At 57.3% G+C, this 16,476-nt stretch carries 16 protein-coding genes; all 16 read right to left on the reverse strand.

All coding sequences use genetic code 11. The annotated features are described in order from the left end of the window. Positions 1-161: 161 nt before the first annotated feature. Positions 162-1,361 (reverse strand): flagellin N-terminal helical domain-containing protein, encoded by a 1,200-nt coding sequence (locus AC0CW1_RS10140; RefSeq protein ID WP_488182939.1) that lies wholly within the window; start codon positions 1,359-1,361, stop codon positions 162-164. A gap of 148 nt (positions 1,362-1,509) precedes the next feature. After that, a complete protein-coding gene (gene csrA, locus AC0CW1_RS10145) occupies positions 1,510-1,773 on the reverse strand; it encodes a carbon storage regulator CsrA (protein WP_488182940.1) in 264 nt (87 codons plus the stop codon). Next, positions 1,774-2,235 carry a flagellar assembly protein FliW gene (gene fliW, locus AC0CW1_RS10150; RefSeq protein WP_488182941.1) on the reverse strand — a complete coding sequence of 154 codons (462 nt, stop codon included), beginning with the start codon at positions 2,233-2,235 and terminating at the stop codon, positions 1,774-1,776. A 42-nt stretch (positions 2,236-2,277) separates the two neighbouring features. Further along, positions 2,278-2,688 (reverse strand): DUF6470 family protein, encoded by a 411-nt coding sequence (locus AC0CW1_RS10155; protein ID WP_488182942.1) that lies wholly within the window; start codon positions 2,686-2,688, stop codon positions 2,278-2,280. Between the two features lie 241 nt (positions 2,689-2,929). Next, complete coding sequence (flgL, locus tag AC0CW1_RS10160) at positions 2,930-3,859, reverse strand: flagellar hook-associated protein FlgL (RefSeq protein ID WP_488182943.1); 930 nt, start codon at positions 3,857-3,859, stop codon at positions 2,930-2,932. 43 nt (positions 3,860-3,902) lie between these two features. Continuing rightward, positions 3,903-6,113, reverse strand: coding sequence for a flagellar hook-associated protein FlgK (gene flgK / locus AC0CW1_RS10165; protein ID WP_488182944.1), 2,211 nt, complete (start codon positions 6,111-6,113; stop codon positions 3,903-3,905). Between the two features lie 15 nt (positions 6,114-6,128). Then, complete coding sequence (locus AC0CW1_RS10170) at positions 6,129-6,743, reverse strand: flagellar protein FlgN (RefSeq protein ID WP_488182945.1); 615 nt, start codon at positions 6,741-6,743, stop codon at positions 6,129-6,131. A 47-nt stretch (positions 6,744-6,790) separates the two neighbouring features. Next, complete coding sequence (gene flgM, locus AC0CW1_RS10175; RefSeq protein WP_488182946.1) at positions 6,791-7,084, reverse strand: flagellar biosynthesis anti-sigma factor FlgM; 294 nt, start codon at positions 7,082-7,084, stop codon at positions 6,791-6,793. A 180-nt stretch (positions 7,085-7,264) separates the two neighbouring features. Beyond that, positions 7,265-7,681 (reverse strand): TIGR03826 family flagellar region protein, encoded by a 417-nt coding sequence (locus AC0CW1_RS10180; RefSeq protein WP_488182947.1) that lies wholly within the window; start codon positions 7,679-7,681, stop codon positions 7,265-7,267. A gap of 211 nt (positions 7,682-7,892) precedes the next feature. Then, the gene (locus AC0CW1_RS10185) at positions 7,893-8,747 is read right to left on the reverse strand and encodes a ComF family protein (protein ID WP_488182948.1); all 855 of its coding nucleotides are present in this window, start codon (positions 8,745-8,747) and stop codon (positions 7,893-7,895) included. Positions 8,748-8,848: 101 nt separating this feature from the next. After that, on the reverse strand, positions 8,849-11,179 hold the full coding sequence (locus AC0CW1_RS10190) for a DEAD/DEAH box helicase family protein (protein WP_488182949.1): 2,331 nt from the start codon (positions 11,177-11,179) through the stop codon (positions 8,849-8,851). 275 nt (positions 11,180-11,454) lie between these two features. Next, the gene (locus AC0CW1_RS10195; protein WP_488182950.1) at positions 11,455-12,099 is read right to left on the reverse strand and encodes a response regulator; all 645 of its coding nucleotides are present in this window, start codon (positions 12,097-12,099) and stop codon (positions 11,455-11,457) included. Between the two features lies 1 nt (position 12,100). Beyond that, the gene (locus AC0CW1_RS10200) at positions 12,101-13,255 is read right to left on the reverse strand and encodes a sensor histidine kinase (RefSeq protein WP_488182952.1); all 1,155 of its coding nucleotides are present in this window, start codon (positions 13,253-13,255) and stop codon (positions 12,101-12,103) included. A 339-nt stretch (positions 13,256-13,594) separates the two neighbouring features. Beyond that, a complete protein-coding gene (locus AC0CW1_RS10205) occupies positions 13,595-15,022 on the reverse strand; it encodes a phosphoglucomutase/phosphomannomutase family protein (protein WP_488182953.1) in 1,428 nt (475 codons plus the stop codon). A 46-nt stretch (positions 15,023-15,068) separates the two neighbouring features. Further along, the gene (locus tag AC0CW1_RS10210) at positions 15,069-15,458 is read right to left on the reverse strand and encodes a hypothetical protein (RefSeq protein ID WP_488182954.1); all 390 of its coding nucleotides are present in this window, start codon (positions 15,456-15,458) and stop codon (positions 15,069-15,071) included. A gap of 65 nt (positions 15,459-15,523) precedes the next feature. Beyond that, a complete protein-coding gene (locus tag AC0CW1_RS10215; protein WP_488184130.1) occupies positions 15,524-16,438 on the reverse strand; it encodes an NAD-dependent epimerase/dehydratase family protein in 915 nt (304 codons plus the stop codon). Between the last annotated feature and the right edge of the window lie 38 nt (positions 16,439-16,476).

Below are 16,476 nucleotides of genomic sequence, written 5' to 3' on the forward strand. Positions count from 1 at the left end.
TCCATTCGTCTTCTTGATGCGCCAATCGCTCTTTCTCTTATTATCGAACACTCAAAGGAAAACTTAAGGGCAGCCATTTGTCGAAGGCGCTGTCAGCAGAAATCAAAAAAGGCCCAGCATCAGCTGGACCTTTCTCTTTTTGAGGTTCCCTACGTATAAAATTAACGGAGCAGGCTGAGCACGTTTTGGGGCGCTTGGTTGGCTTGCGCCAGCATGGAGTTGGAGGCCTGTTGGAGGATGTTGAGACGGGTGAAGTTCATCATTTCCTTCGCCATGTCGACGTCGCGGATCCGGGACTCGGAAGCCTGGATGTTTTCTGCCGCCGTGTCAACGTTGCGGATGGTGTATTCCAGTCGGTTCTGGAGGGCGCCGAGCAAGCTCCGCTGGGCCGATACAGTTTCAATCGCTTTTTGTATACGTTCAATAGCTACGGCAGCGCCCCACTTACTGCTAATATCTACGCCGCTAAGGTCAAGCGCATTTACACGCATGTCGTTAATGGCAGCAAACGTCGTTTGACCAGTATTCGCGCCGATTTGGAACATCATGGTGCCAGATAGGACATCCTTAGCTTCCTGATACTTACCCACCACAAAAGTTAGCGTTTCGCCAACTTTCATGCCACTAAGATCCCCGTTTTTCAGTTTTAAAGATGCCGTTCCATCAGTAATATTGGTTCCCAAATCAATGGTATCGACAGCACTCAAGTCAAGGAAATCTGTATTATCACCAGCTAATTCATTTCCATCATTATCGTAGATTTTAAACATGGTTGCCTTATCGGAAGAAAATGTCCCTGAAGCAACCTTCACAAGGATTACAGCGCCGTTAATCTTTGCATCACTAGAAATTGCGTCTTGCGCTGCCTTTAAGCCGCTAACCGTAAAAGAGGCGTTATTGTTGATTGCCAAAGTGCCCGATACTTCCATCCGCGGACCCGCCGCACTACCTTCCAGGAGCTTCTTGGTGTTGAATTCGGTGGTGTTGCCGATGCGGTCAATTTCCAGCTTGAGCTGCTTCACTTCGTTCTGCAGTTCGCGACGGTCGGCATCGGTGTTGGTGTCGTTCGTCGCCTGAACAGCCAGTTCACGCATCCGCTGGAGGATGTTGTGGGTTTCCGTCAGGGCGCCTTCCGCCGTCTGGATGAGAGAGATGCCGTCTTGAGCGTTCCGGCTGGCTTGGTTCAAGCCGCGGATCTGGCCGCGCATTTTTTCCGAAATGGCCAGACCAGCTGCGTCGTCACCCGCACGGTTGATGCGAAGGCCAGAGGAGAGCTTCTCAATCGACTTAGCCTGAAAACCGGTGGTCACGCTCATGGAACGATGGGTGTTGATGGCCTGCATGTTGTGGTTGATAATCATGGCTGATTCCTCCTTGAATAGTTAATGGGTGCATCCTTGCCCCATCACTGTGTATCCGTTCCCGGGAACGGAGGCTTGGCTCAGCATATCGAAGATACGCGCCAGCCTTACATCCATTATATCGTAATGGCGACTCATTTCTTTAGTCCTATTTTGCACTTTTTTCTTTTTTATGATCTGACCCTTTGTCTTTCTGTAAGAATGCCGTGAGGCCGCCCTTGTCTGCAACAGACTGTACGGCGTCGCGGTTGGCCCGTTGAATCGCTTCAAAAACCTCCCCGCGATGCACTGTCACATGCCGTGGCGCTTCAATGCCGATGCGGATCTGGTCGCCCCGCACTTCCAAAATGGAGATGGTAATGTTCTCCCCGATGACGATGCTTTCGCCGTTGCGCCGCGTCAAAACGAGCACTTACTCGCCCCCTTTACCGGTGGCTTCTGTGCTTGCTGAAGCGGGATAGAGCCGGTGTTTTGTTGTGTAATTCGTTTTTTCCAAGACAACCTGCGCCGCCTCACCCTTTTTCCGGTTGATAACAAGAGGAGCCAGGAGGTTTGTCGTCATGTCGTGGTAGTTATCGGGCACCGTGACGATTGTCCAGATCTCGCCAAGGTTGTTTTCATCAATGCCGATATGGCGCACCTGTTCAATATGAATAGGTGCATTATAGTCTGGAAAAAAGGCAAAGGGGGTAACAAGCAGAAACGTTAACGGCGGTGTCATGATGGACTGTAAAAAGGCGAAAGACTCCATTTCGGCGCAGGGCAGCATGACGAAGGCCTTCTCCTGGGGAAAGCCCGGTATGCCTTGGGGAAAGCGAATCACCGCTTCATCAGGCACATCCAAGGCGCCAAAGCGTTCCGTCTGAATGCGCATTCTATTCCTCCTCGCGAGTCACAGATTGAGCCCGGTCAGCAGTCATACCAATTGATTGACGATCCGGCCTGTCAAGGAACCAGCCGAGGTCATCACCCAGTCGATGGCAGGCGCCTGCTTCTCATAACGGATACCGGGCGGATCGAGGCGGGACAATCGGATCTCGAAATTGTTCCGGAAATCAAAAGCGCTCAATCCCGCCTCAACGGCAGGGTCTGATTTGTTCTCGATCCGGGCCATGCGGTCACCTTCTGCGGCGATGCGGCCGATGAAGGCGAGCATGGTTTGACGGCCCTGGTCTGCCCGCTCGCGGGCGACGACGGAGGGGTCTTTAAAACCGATGGAGGCTCTCACGGGGGTGTTATCGATGGTGAGGATGCCTCGCGGCTGGCGGATGCGCGGTTCAAAGCCGCCGGCAAAACCAGACATGCCGCTGGGAATCATGACCGCCATAGGTTCAAGACCTCCCTTCCTCGCGCCGAAGCGCGCTCCTACTCAAAACCAGAAGCTCAGACCGAACTGCTCAACCCAGAAGCTTAGACCGGGCTGCTCAACCCAGAAGCTTAGACCGGGCTGCTCAACCCAGAAGCTCAGTCAGACCGGGCTGCTCCGGCCAGAGCGCTCCAGCCGGACTCAACAAAAATGATAGGGACTCATTACGTTGCGCTTGATTGGCTCATCGTACAGGGAACAATCAGCGCAAGAAGTCCACCAGCGACGGCTGGATGATGCGGGAGCCTGCCGAAAGGGCGGCCCGGAAGACGTTTTCCTGCATGCGCATGTTCGTGTACACCTGAGCCATGTCGGCGTCTTCCCGGTCGGACAGGGCTTCGGTGATGTTCAATTGGAACTCTTCCAAGCGGGACTTGGTGAAGTCGATGCGGTTGGCCCGGGCGCCGACGGAGGCCCGCTCTTCATTGACGCCGTTCAGAAACTTATCGGTAATGTCCAGGTAAGTATCCAGGTCTTCTGTCGTATTGGCATCCTTCAGCGTTTTCGTCAAAGAATCCAAGACGTTGAAAAGGTTTTTCTCCGGTTCCGGCACAGGTGAGCCTGACCAGTTGAAGTCGTTGCGGACGAAGACATTCGTTCCTTTCGAGTTCATTGCCACAACAGCCTTGGCATCGATCTCCACGTTGATGTCGCCGTTGTTCCCGTTCCACTTCCAGTAGCCGTTGGTGTCTTTGGCGCAGGGCGGCGTATCGGTATTTGTCCCGGCAAAGATGTAGCGGCCGGCAAGGGTGGTATTGGAGACGTTTTTCAGGTGGTCATTCAATTCGCTGATCTCATCGGCGATGGCCTTTTTGGCCTCAGTTGTCGTCGTGCCGTTGTCCGCCTGCAGGAGCAGTTCGCGCACCCGTTGCAGCACGTTGTTCACTTCCGATAAGGCCGAGTCGGAGTTTTCCAGCCACGTCTGGATCTCGCTCGTGTTTTTCATGTATTTGTTCACTTGCACCAAGGTGGTGCGGTGGGTCATGATCTGCACGTTTTCCATGGGGGCATCTTCCGGTAGCCGGTATTGCCGGCCCGTGGACAACTGGAATTGGGTTTTGTCCATCTTCCCGGTAACATCATAGAGGCCTGTCAAAAAGTTTCTTGACATCATCGCTTGGGTTACTCGCATCGCGCTCACCTCATCATAGATAGGGTTGCCCAATCGTCAAGGCTTACCGCCCGACGATCCCCAGGCGGTGAATGATCGTGTCCAGCATCTCGTCCATGACGTTGACCATGCGGGCCGATGCGTTATAGGCCTGCTGGTAGCGGATCATGTTGGTCATCTCTTCGTCAAGAGAGACGGACGATATGGATTGCCGCTGCTTATCGATCGTGTCGGTCAACACCGTCTGGTTGTCATTCATGCGTTTCGCTTCCTGCCCCGCCACGCCAAGGTCGCCGACAACGTTGCGATAGAAGTCGTCATAGGTCATGGGATTCAAGAAGTCGCGGATTTTCTCATACTTCATGTTGGCCAGGGCCAAAGCGTTGCGGTTATCGCCGACAACGGTGGTGCCTTTGTCGGACGAGGTGCGAGACGGCTGTGAGCAGGCCAAGGTAGACGCTGTCAGTTCCGGGTTGATCTCGATGGAATCAATGCGCTTGGGATCAGAGATTTTGTCGGCGTCGTCGACGAAAAACCTCCGGTCGCTGCGCGCCATGGTCGGATCTTTGCGCAGATCTGCTTCGGAGACGCCGGCCATGTGGACTTCATTGACAGAGCGCACGACAACCAAGGCCAGTTCATTCAGTTGGCGGCGGGCATCCTGAATCAACCCTTCCCGCTTGGTGATCTGGAATTCATAGGTGCCTGCCAGCGCGCCTTCCCATTTGGGCGAGAAAGGCGCCATAGCCGCCGCATCGAAGCTCATCCGTTCTTTGCCGTCTTGCATCACCGTCACCCGCGATCCGACGACTGTCGTCGTCATGGTTCCCAAGACCGAACTGGATGCCACGGAGATGACGGCATTCTGCCCGTTCGACACATTGATGCTTGCCGCCGGCGTCCAGGCAGCGGATACAACAGGCGGCGAGGGGAAGGGCCCGAGGGTGAAAACTCCCGATGCGCTCACGTCCTTCACCGTGTTGAAGATAACCTGCAGGCCGCCCGCTGAGGCGGTCTTGTCCAGCATGGCCTGAATGCCGCTCTCTCTTGTGAAGGCATTGACTTTGTTGATAAAAGAGCCTATGTCATCATTCTTGTTCAGGAAGATGTTGAAGGATTTGCCGCCGTAGCCCATGGCGATGGTGCTGGCTGTGGCAAGGGGAAAGCCTTTCGCGGGCAGGAACAAGGTGGCCGACACAGGCTTCCATTCGCTGCCGATGGTGAAGCGGTAGTTCCCTGCCGGGGCAGCGCTGGTAAGATGCATCGATGACAGCTTTTCAATATTCATCGAGCCCGCATTGGCGCTGATCTGCCAGTCGAACTTGTCGCTCCCGAAAAGGGTTGTCTCTTTTCCGGGAGGCACTAGGGAGCCTCGCGACTCCAAGATCCCCTGCAATTCCCCGGCATTGAAATAGGCGCTCTGACCGGTGTCCCACTTGATCTCATAGAGGGCCTTGTTGTTCGCATCAGGCGCATCATAATAGGTAAGCGTGCGGAAACTGACGCCATCGACAAGGGTTCCATTGCCCGCCGATACACTGACCATGCCGCTGGCATCTTCCGAGACAGAGATGTCAACCAGTTTGGCCAGTTTGTCCAGGAGGATATCCCGCTGATCGCGCAGGTCATTGGCATTCTGCCGACGTCCGCCAAGGATGCTCTTGTCCGGGTTGCCGCTCTCGATCCGCTGAATCTGGCTGTTGATGGACGCAATTTGGCGGCCATAGCTGTTGATGTCATATACTGTCTGGGCCAGCCGGTCGTTGAGAGACGATTCTATCTGGTCAAGTTGCCGGCTGATGTGTTTGAGCGTCTCGACGAGGGCTTTGCCGCGCTCAATGACGACGGCGCGCGCCGCCGGCGGGCTGTCCGTGTTGGGGGTGACATCCTCCCAAGCCTCCCAGAACTGATCCATCACACTGGCTAAGCCTTTGTTGTCACTTTCGGCCAGAAAAGACTGCAGTCGTTGCAGCGTATCAGACTTGACCGACCACGCACCTAAGGTGCGGATCTCTTTGCGGTAATTGAGGTCGAGAAACTCGTCGCGGTAGCGGCGGATCTCGCTGACATCGACGCCTGTCCCGATCTGACCGGCGCCATAGACGCCGTGCATGGACGGTTCAAAAAGGGACGCTGTCGTCACTGAAGCGATGGTCTGCCGGGAGTAGCCTTCCGTGTTGACGTTGGTGATGTTGTGTCCGGTCACGTCTAATCCGATGCGGTTGGCATTAATGCCACGCTTGGCGATTTCCAAACCGAAGAAGGTCGAAACCATGCTATGCCTCCCTCATCAGGCCCGCCTGTTGAACAGAGATTGCCGATCCGCTTCTCTCTCCCCGTCCGGGCCGTAGCTCGGTGTAACGTCATGGACGGCTTGGGTGAGCATGTCATAGAGCTGGCCGATGAAGACAAGGGAAAGGCGGAGCATCTCTTCATTGCGGGCATTTTGTTGTTTCAAACGTTCCACCACCCCCTGCATTTCCGTCAGAGCAGCTTGCAGTTTTGCTTGCCATTCTCCCGGCAGATGGGGAAGCAGTTCGGTCATTGTCATCGAGGCTGGCGGCGCCGGTTTTTGTATGGCCTGTCGATAGGCTTGACCCGGCGCGGTTTCACTGGCGCTCGTGCCTGCGATGCCAAGATGAGCGATCATTTCCTCACAGAGCTTCAGTCGCTGTTGTTCCAGCTGTCCCGATTGAAAGATGAGCACTTGCTGCATCTCTGTGTTTTTCTGAATCTCTTGGATGTCTGACTTTTTAATGGCTTCTTCCTGCCTCTGCGCCAGGCGTAGCAGCCCCTGCATCATCTTCTGTTGCGCAGAAAGCAGTTCATCGAGACGCTGAAAAAGGCCCCCCCGGGGTTTTCCATCGGCGGGATAACCCGAGGGGACCTGTTCGCTCGTCTTCATCCCAGATCACCCGTTTTCTTACGTAATATCTGGCAGGACTCAGCCCATCAGGACCGGCGAAGCATCTGCTCGGCAATCTGCAAGCCGCTCACATGGTAGGTCCCGGTCTGCACCGCTGTTTGCAAGGGCTCGATCTTATCTGCGCGCAGGTCCGGCGCTTCTTGGATCGCCTTTAAGAAACCTTGCAATTGCCGAGCTTCCTCGGAGAGGGACAGCAAGTCTTGGCTTTGCTTGGGCCGTTCCGGCCCTTTGACTTCGCTGTTGCCGTCGCTTTTCTTAGCAACCGGTTCGATGCCATAGGCCTTGTGTATATGATGAATCGATTTAGACGAATGGATCATCTTGGACCCCTCCTGAAGTTCCAGCGTTTCCCCGACGAAAGAGTTGTTGCTGTTTTCTTTATCGTCAGCACGAAAAAAAATCTTTAGTGTCTCCATGAAAAAAGCACAGGAGCCCTTGCTCCCATGCTCTGTATCATGCTTTCGGCTATGGCGCTCTCTGATTGGGCAGTAATGCCCCCGTTACTCCTTCAAATCGGCCGTAAACATCTTATCCTTCGGCCGGTTTTTCACTTCCCGTGTAGGCGTCTTCTCTTTGGCGCCACCAGTGAGCCGCTGCAGGTCCCTGGCGAGGTTATCCTGGCATTTGCCACAGTAGCGGCCGCTGGTGATGGGCGCACCGCAGCTGTCGCATTGAAGGGAGGCGCCGCTCATCTGGCTCACTTCAATGCGGCCTTCTTTGATAAAGTGCAGGATCGTGTCTTCATCAACACCAGTCTCTTGGATCACCAGCAACAGGGGCGCGCCGGGATTGTCGCGCAGGTATTCGCGCACTTTATCGTATTGCGCTTCTTCTTCTTTGATACAGACGGGGCAGATCTTGCGGCTGCCTTGGGGGATGAAGATCCGGTTGCAGCGAGGGCAGTTTTTTACATTCATGATTGTCTGTTCCTTTCTTCATGGCTTTTTATCTCCACGCAGAAATTCCTCTTTCATCGACCTGCAGCTCGGCGGAACTTCGCTCGCCCCTGTCGGGGGGATTCACCCCTTTTGCTTCTAACGATCGTTCCCTTCGAAGTATCCACCATCTGTTGCGTTTTTTACGTTCTATCTTTTATTATACGAATCGTGCAGCGAAGGGACAATAGGTTTATTCGCCTACGCCTGCTGCGACCGTAAGCGCATAGATGCGGCCGAAGCCTGCCGCCATCAATGTGCGCGCCGCTTCGGTCACGGTGGCGCCGGTGGTGTAGACGTCATCGATGATAATGGCACAGGGGCCGGGCTTGCCTTCCGGTGTCGGCAAGGGGAGGGGGGCGGCCAAGGGCGAGGCCGCTGATGAGGGAAAAGTCGTCGGCACGGGAGTGGCTGCTGGCACGGGAGTAACCGCTGGCAAAGGAGTAACTGCTGGCGCGGCAGACGACGCCAGGTAAAACTGCCCCCGTAGATTGGCGAAGCGCGCCTGTCGCCCCAACTGGGCTTGGGTCGTCCGATCGGCCCGCCGGGCCAGCAAGGGGACTAGGGGAAACCCGGTTTCGCCGGCGATCGCTTCGGCGAGGCACTCGGCCTGGTTGAAGTTGCGCCGGTAGAGCTTGTCCGGGTGCAGGGGGATGGGCACGAGCCAAGCGCCGTGCAGACTGCCCCAATTGTTCCGCCAGCTGCCGGAGACACCCGTCCAGAGTCGGCGGGCCATCAATCTGCCGAGGGCGGTGGCGATCGACCGGCGACCGCCATACTTAAGGTCATGGATGCTCTGGCGGAGGATGCCTTCGTAGGGGCCGATGTTCCACGCCTGGAGAAAGACAGGCGCTTCACGGCGACAGTTTTGGCAGAGGGGGCTGTCCTTGCCGCTCTGGCTGTCCCTGCCATCCTGTTGACGGCTGTCGCTATGCGCCTCCATATACTTGCCGCAGCGTGAGCACTGGATTTTGTCGCCAGTCAGCGCTTCGATCGCATCGTAACAACGGCGGCAGAGGCCGGAACGCCCTGGCGCGCGTCCATACAAATCCTGCGATTGCTGACATAAGGGGCATTCGGAAGCGTGTGGAAAAAGCGAATCCAGACAAAACAAAGCTTTGAGGCCCATCCCATCGTCACCTCCATCGCTCAGTTCGCCTCCCGGGCCTCACCGTCAGAACGCAAAAACCCCTCCCGCCGCGCCTGTTCATTCAACCAGTGGATCCTATCGACGGCTTCCTGCATGGCCGCCGTGACCCGCGTCGCCATGAACCAGACCTCACCATAGGGGCGTTCCGTCGAACGGCCTGCCCGCCCGGCCATCTGCACCAGTGTCCGCTCGTCATAGACCCGCTCGTTTTCAGCGAACAAGACAACCACATTGGCCCGGGGAACAGTGATGCCGCGCTCCATGATCGAGGTGGTGACGAACAGAGGAAAAAGCTGATGACTGAAGCGCTGCCGCTTCGCCTCCCGTTCCGGGTCGCGGGAATGGCTGTATTCCACCCAGGTTCCCTTAAAGTCGTTGAAGGGCGGCACGCGCGTCGCCGCTTTCAACGATTCGCCCACCCGCTGGGCCAGGAAGACAGAAGGCACGAAGAGAAAGACCTGGGCGAACTCCCCCTCGACCGAGCGGTGCAAAAACCGCAAGAGCCCCTCGGGAAAAATCATCCGCTCCCGCTCCCAGCGCCACTCCTTTTCCAGGACGATCGTCGGCGCCGGCAAGGGATAGCCGTGATGACGCGCAGGAATCGTCACCAGGGAGAGCTTTTTCTTCTGGACAGCCTGTCTCATCTCCCGATCCGGCGTGGCCGTCATAAAGATGATCCGGCCATCGCGCTTGCGCGAACGGCTGACGGCATGATAGAGCATTGCGCTGCCTTGGTAGGGAAAGGCGTCGGCTTCATCCAGCACAACGAGGTCAAAGGCGCGGTAAAAACGGATCGCCTGATGGGTCGTAGCCACCACCAGGCGACTGCGGTCCGCCTTGTCGCCGAACTTGCTCGCACTGCCGCCATAGAGGCTGAGCACCGGCATGCCAGGAAACGCCTGTTCGATCCTCGGCGCCAGTTCAAGAACCACATCCTTGCGCGGGACGGCGAAAAGGACCCGGCCTCCCTGCCGCAGCACCTGCCCAATGGCGGCAAAAGAGACCTCAGTCTTCCCGGCCCCGCAGGCAGCCCAGACGAGGGCGCTGCGTTCGGGAGTTGAAGAAAAGCCGGGGGCTGCTGTTCGGCCAGGCGCAGAAGACCCGCCAGGCGCAGAAGACCCGCCAGGCGCAGAAGACCCGCCCGGTGCGCAGGATAAAGCGCCGCCGTTCAACCATTCCACTAGACGCCGGCTCGCCTGCTCCTGCATCCGGTTCAGCGGAAATTTCAATCGGGGACCCGAGGGAGACACGCCTTCGCCCTCATCGTCTTGCTTCAAACGAATCGGCGATTTGGCCCCATTCGCCGCCCAGCGAAGGAGCTCCTTTTCACCCCGCCCCTGATCATGGCCAACGGCGCCAGTCAGCCAAGGCAACACGTCGCGCTCCCAGCGCCGGAGCCAACCTTCGTCTCCCGACAGCCCATAGAGGGGGCGGCAGAGCCTCGCTTCCCCCATGGACAGGCATTCCTCACAGGAATAACATCGCTCCCTGCCGCAACGAACACAGGGGCTCGCCGAAATGCGCTTGTTCTGGCCGCAACGGACACAGCAGGCCTCATCCGGTCCATTCAGAAAGACTGATGGGTAGATCTCCACGACGCCGGCCAGCGCCAAGATCTGCAGGATGTCCTCCAACTGTTCGAGGGGAAAGGTGCGGTTGGATCCTATATCCCTTTCGAGAATCGCCTTTTCCAGCTCAGCAGTAAACAACAATCGCCCTTCCAAGCAATCGGCCACATGGCGGATATCATCCAAGCGGTAACGGAGGCCTTCCCCCTCGGCCGGGCGAAAGACATGGAGAGGGAATCCGGAAGCCACCAAGGGCGAGTAGCCGAAAGGCTTCAACAAATCGACGACTCGACCTGAAAGACGGGAAAGCTCCCGATCGGCCGCCATCGACGGCTGCAGACCTTTCCGCTCGGCACGGCGGCGCCAGGGCCACCAACGCCCCCAAGAGGTCTCGCCTGCAACGGTTTTGGCAGCCGCTCGCCCATCTTTTGCCTCCCCCGCTACTGCCGCCCCTTTTTCCGTCTCTGCTGCTGGAGCCGACAGCAATCCCCAGCCAAGCCGGCGGCTGAACCCGCTGAACAGATCGGCGAAAGCCTGTGAAACGAGCGCGCGGCCAGCAGGCGCATCGGCGGACAGGGTCTCGCCCAATTCCTGAAGGATGAAGAGGGCAACACCGATGGGCAGGCTCGGCGTGAGCGAGATGAGCGCCTCCATGCCTTCCGGCGCCAACATGGTCAAATCAAGGGCCGGATCATGGGTAAAACCGAGCCAGCTTTGCTCCCGTCCCCGGGCCAGATAGACATATCCCTTCAAGCAAACCATAGCGAGTCCTCCGAGCAATCCAATGATTTCTAAAAATTCAATTCGTTCTCACTGCCGGGATTCCTCCTTTTTTCGCGAAAAGAAAACCTTCCGGCGCGAAGAGCGACGGAAGGCAAAAGAGGACGCTACCGCGTCTTGGAGATAGGCAGACTTTTTTGTAGAATGAACACAGGCGAAATAATTGTAGACTGAACACAGGCGAAACTCAGTAAATTGAACACCGTCGATATTCTGTGAGAATGAACACAGTCGACAATACTGACAGGAAAAAACCGCTACAGCTTGACTAGCCGGTTCTTGATGGCGTAAAGGGCAGCCTGCGTGCGATCCTTCACCTGGAGCTTGCGAAAAATATTCGTAATGTGGTTCTTGACCGTCTTCTCGCTGATAAAGAGATCGCTGGCGATGGCCGCATTGCTCGCCCCCTGCGCGATCAGCCCCAGTACCTCTTTTTCTCTTTCCGTCAATTCGTCCCCCGGATGTCCGGCCGTCGTGTTAAAACGCCCCTTGGCCAGCACCTTCTGGACGATGGCCGGATTGAGAACGGAACCGCCGCGAGCCACGGTGACGATGGCGCCGTAGAGCGTTTCCGGGCTGACATCCTTGAGCAGGTAGCCGTCTACGCCGGCTTCGATCAGCTTGATGATTTGGTCTTCTTCTTCATGGGCCGTCAGGATGATGACCCCCGTTTGGGGTCGTTCCCGCTTGATCACCCCTGTCGCTTCCACACCATCGACACCGGGCATGTGAATATCCATGAGGACCACATCCGGATTCAGACACCGGGCGAGATTAATCGCCCCTTGCCCGTCGCCGGCTTCATCCAACACTTGAAATTGCGGATCCAGTTCCAGTATTTTGCGCAAACCTTGCCGAAGCAAGGTGTGATCATCGGCCAAGATCAACCGGATCGGCTCCATATCAGGACTCACTCCCGTCATTTTCCGACTGCAGCGGTATCCGAAACTTGATCTGTGTTCCCTGTCCCGGGCGGCTGAGAACCTCCCACTCACCATCCAATAATTCCGCTCTTTCCCGCATGCCGCAAAGGCCGAAGCGATCGCCAGGACGGGCTAAGATATCCACTGCGTCGAAACCGACGCCATCATCGCGGACGATGGCCGACACTGCCTGCGGCGCGATCTCAAAGGCCACCTGCGCCCGCTTCGCGCCGGCATGTTTCCAGACGTTCTGCAGAGCCTCCTGGATCATGCGGAAAATCGCTACCTCATAAGCCCGCTCAAGCCGGCGGGCTTTGCCGAAGAAACGCGTCTCCACAGCCAACCCTGTCCGCTCAGAAAAATCTGAGGCGTACCGCCGGACCGCTTCGATCAGCCCCTGGTCGTCCAAACCGTGGGGGCGCAGGTCATAGAGAATCTTGCGGAGCTCTTTCAGGCTGTCGCGCAGCATCCCCTTCAGTTCCTGCAATTCCCGTCGCACCCGCTCCGTATCGGTTTGCAGCAGCCGTTCACAGAGTTCAACCTGGATGACGAGACTGTTCATCCCCTGGGCAGGCCCGTCATGGATCTCCCGGGCCAGGCGAAGGCGTTCCCGGTCCTGCGCCATGATGATGCGCAAGGCTGCCTGCTGACGAACCTGGGCCTCGTCCATCTTCACATGGAGATCCCTCAGGTTCCCGCCGATAAAGTCCAGCACAACGCCCACCTGATTCATCAACTGCTCGGCCCGCTGCACCATGCCTTCCAGGTGCCGCAACCGTCGCTCCAGTTCGTCGCGCTTGACCCGCAACTGACCTTCCCTTTCCCGCAGCACAGCCAGGTTGACCTGGATGTCACGGGCCTGTTCATAGGCCAGCCGGATGTCTTCTTCCGTGTACCGTTTCAGTTCACGGCTCACCTCGACGAGGCGAAGACGCGCCTGCCGCTCCTTCAGGTTCAACAGGTCCACCTGGGAGATGACCCCATGCGCCCTTTCCCGGACTTCCTGCAGGTCTTTCTGCACACGCCCGCACTCCGTCCGGGCGTCCTCAGCGATGGCAAAGATCTGTTCCTTGGCGTCTTCTATCGAATCGATCGTCTGACGGATGATTTTATCTAAAGCACTGGCGTCAGGCACGGCCGCCCCTCCCATCCTTCTTTCAAACCCATCGGAAACGGTCGTGGGGGCGCCATCGACGGCCGACCGCCTCTATCGAAATGATCTGTCGGTGATTGGGTTCGACAGTTTCCACCTTTTCTCCTGCCTGCGTTTTTGACCAAAGGCAGGAAGGAGCCTGCATACACAGACTCCTTCCTCTAAAAAACCCTCTTGTGAAAAAAACGCTTGTCCTCGTCACCGGCATAACGGCTGCCGTCGACTCTTCAAGGTCACCCTAAGCGCCCCCAAGGAGCCCCCCAAGGAGTTCTCCCAAGGAGTTCTCCCAAGGAGTTCTCCTAAGGAGCGCCATCGATGCGATTACAGAGAAAGGTCCCTCTTCACCTGTTCCTGAATTTCCTTCAACTGGGTCTCACTGTTCGCCTCCACATACAGGCGGAAAAGCGGTTCCGTTCCGGAGGCCCGCACCAGGGCATAGGCGCCGTCGGCCAACTGCAGCTTCACCCCATCGATGGTCACCCGTTTGGCCACATTCACACCTGCCAAAGCGGCCGGCGCATATTCATTCAAGCGCGCCAGTATCCCGGCTTTGGCCTCAGCGTGGGTATGCAGGTCAAGCCGCTGCGAGACGAGACGTCCATATTCACGGTCGATCTCCGCCAGCACCTCCACCAGCGGGCGGCCGGCGACGGCGCGCACCTCCGCCATCAAGGCGCAAGCCAGGACACCGTCTTTTTCGGGCATATGTCCGCGCACCGACAAGCCGCCCGACTCCTCGCCGCCGAGCAGGGTTTCCCGTTCCCGCAGCGACTGGCCGATGTACTTAAACCCGACCGGCGTCTCCTCGACGGTAAAACCATGGCGGGCGGCGATGCGATCGAGCATATGTGTGGTGGCCACCGTCCGGGCCACCGGACCGGTCAGCTTGCGGTGTGTCAGGAGGTGGTGGTAAAGAAGCACGAGCACCTGATTGGCCGAGATGAAGGTCCCATCGGCGTCGATGACGCCGAAACGGTCGGCGTCGCCGTCTAAGGCCAAACCCAAGTGGGCGCCTGACTCGACGACGCTGCGCCGCAGTTCCGTCAGCACCGCCGCTGAAGGCTCCGGCAGGCTGCCGCCGAACAGGGGATCCCGTGTGTTATGGATCACCTCATAGGCAAGGCCGCAACGCTCCAAGACCGCTTCCAGATAACCGATTCCCGCTCCCCACATGGGATCAACGACGATCCGCAAACCGGCCGCCGTGATCGCCGGAAGATCGACAATCGCCGCCAGTTGATCCAGGTAGGGCATCATCGGCGCAATCTCCCGGACAAGCCCTTTTCCTCTCGCTTGCTCCAGGCGGATTTTCTTGATCTCTTCCGGTCTCGCCGCTGCCACCAACTCGCGCACCCGGCCCTCGATGCGGTCAGTGATATCGGGCAGCGCCGGCCCGGCATACTCGGGGATGAACTTGATGCCGTTGTACTCAGGCGGGTTGTGGCTGGCTGTCAGCATGATCGCGCCGGCAGCCTGGTGATAAGTGATGGCAAAGGCGGTGACCGGCGTCGGCAAGGAGGCCGGTGGAATCAGAACCGGAATCCCGTTGCCGGTGAGCACCTCAGCGGCCCGCAGGGCAAACTTATCGGAGAGAAAGCGATTGTCATAGCCGATAACGACACCGCGGTCGGCCATACCTGCGCCTTGAACATAATCAGCGATCGCCTGGACGACGATTTCCACATTGCCAAAGGTGAACTCTTCTGCCATGATGGCTCGCCAGCCATCGGTACCAAACTTTATCGCCATTCATCGACACCCTTTCATCCAGCTTTGTCAGAGGAAAGCGCCTCTCTTATCCGGCTTTTTCCGTCGAAACCGCTTCCTCCTGTTCGATACAATAAAGATGTGTGATCGGTCGAATCACCAGGCGGCCCTCCTGGTCGATATGGAAACGGACCAAGCCCCCCTGTGGAAAGGCTTCCCGAACATCACTCGGAATAGACAGTTCACCTTGTTTGGTCAGGAACGTCAATTCCATTGCTACAACCCCTCCGATCGATGTTTCGCTATTCGCCAGTTGCTTTACTGGCTGGCGGAGTAAGCATAGCATGACCGGAAAAAGCCTGTCCCTAAAAATAAGTCGAAGATTACCGCCGTTCACGCCGCCTTTTTGTCTGATCTTGTCGACCGACGAACCACCTCCCTCTGCCGCGTAATCAGCCAAAAAAACAGCCAGCGACATCCTGAAGAGGCCTTACCTGCCAAACTCCACGCTGTCACCGGCTGTTCCGCCGAAATCCTATCAAGTTAAGTCGCCCAAGCGGCAACCGTCTGGGCCAGTCCCTGCCGCAACGCCGTTTTCGCCCGCCATCCGACGGCGGCTTCCAGCCGACTGCTGTCGAGGTAGCTATGCAAAATGTCTCCCGCCCGGGCAGGCGCCAGATGAGGCGCCTGATCCGCTCCGGTCAGTTCCCGGATCTGGTCAAAGAGTGATTTGACGCTGGTCGGCTGCCCTGTGCTGACATTGTACACGGGATGAGCCAACTGTTCTGCATCCGCCTCCAGGATCTTGAGAACTGCGTCCACCACATCATCCACAAAAACAAAATCCCGTGTCTGTTCCCCGTCGCCGAAGATCACGGGGGCAACGCCCCTTAGGAGACGCTCCGTGAAAATGGCCACCACGCCGCCCTCTCCGTGAGCATCCTGGCGAGGGCCGTAGACATTGGCAAAGCGCAAAGCGACACCGATGATCCCGTATAGATCGCGATAGAGTTGGAGATAATGCTCGGGCGTATGCTTGCTGACACCGTAGGGATTCGCCGGCGCCAGCGGATGGTCTTCATCGACGGGAAGCCGCACCGGATCGCCGTACACGGCTGCCGATGAAGCGACGATCATCCGCTGTATCCCCGATTGCCGACAGGCTTCCAACAGGTTCAATGTCCCGATAATATTCGTCTTGGCGTCCTGCAGGGGATCGCGCAGAGAAACCTGCACATCGATCTGGGCAGCCAAGTGAATGATCGCGTCAGGAACCTCACCAGCGATGACCTCTTTGATCCGATCATCGCCGATATCGAAATGGAGAAACCGGGCTTTTTTCGGTATATTCTCTGCCTTTCCCGTGGAGAGATTATCGATGACCAGAACCTCGTCACCCCGGGCGATGCACCGTTCGACCACATGGGATCCGATGAAACCGGCGCCTCCGGTGATCACCAACTTCAACGATCATTACCGCCCTTTCCGTAGAAAAA

The sequence above is a fragment of the Heliomicrobium sulfidophilum genome, assembly GCF_057715735.1.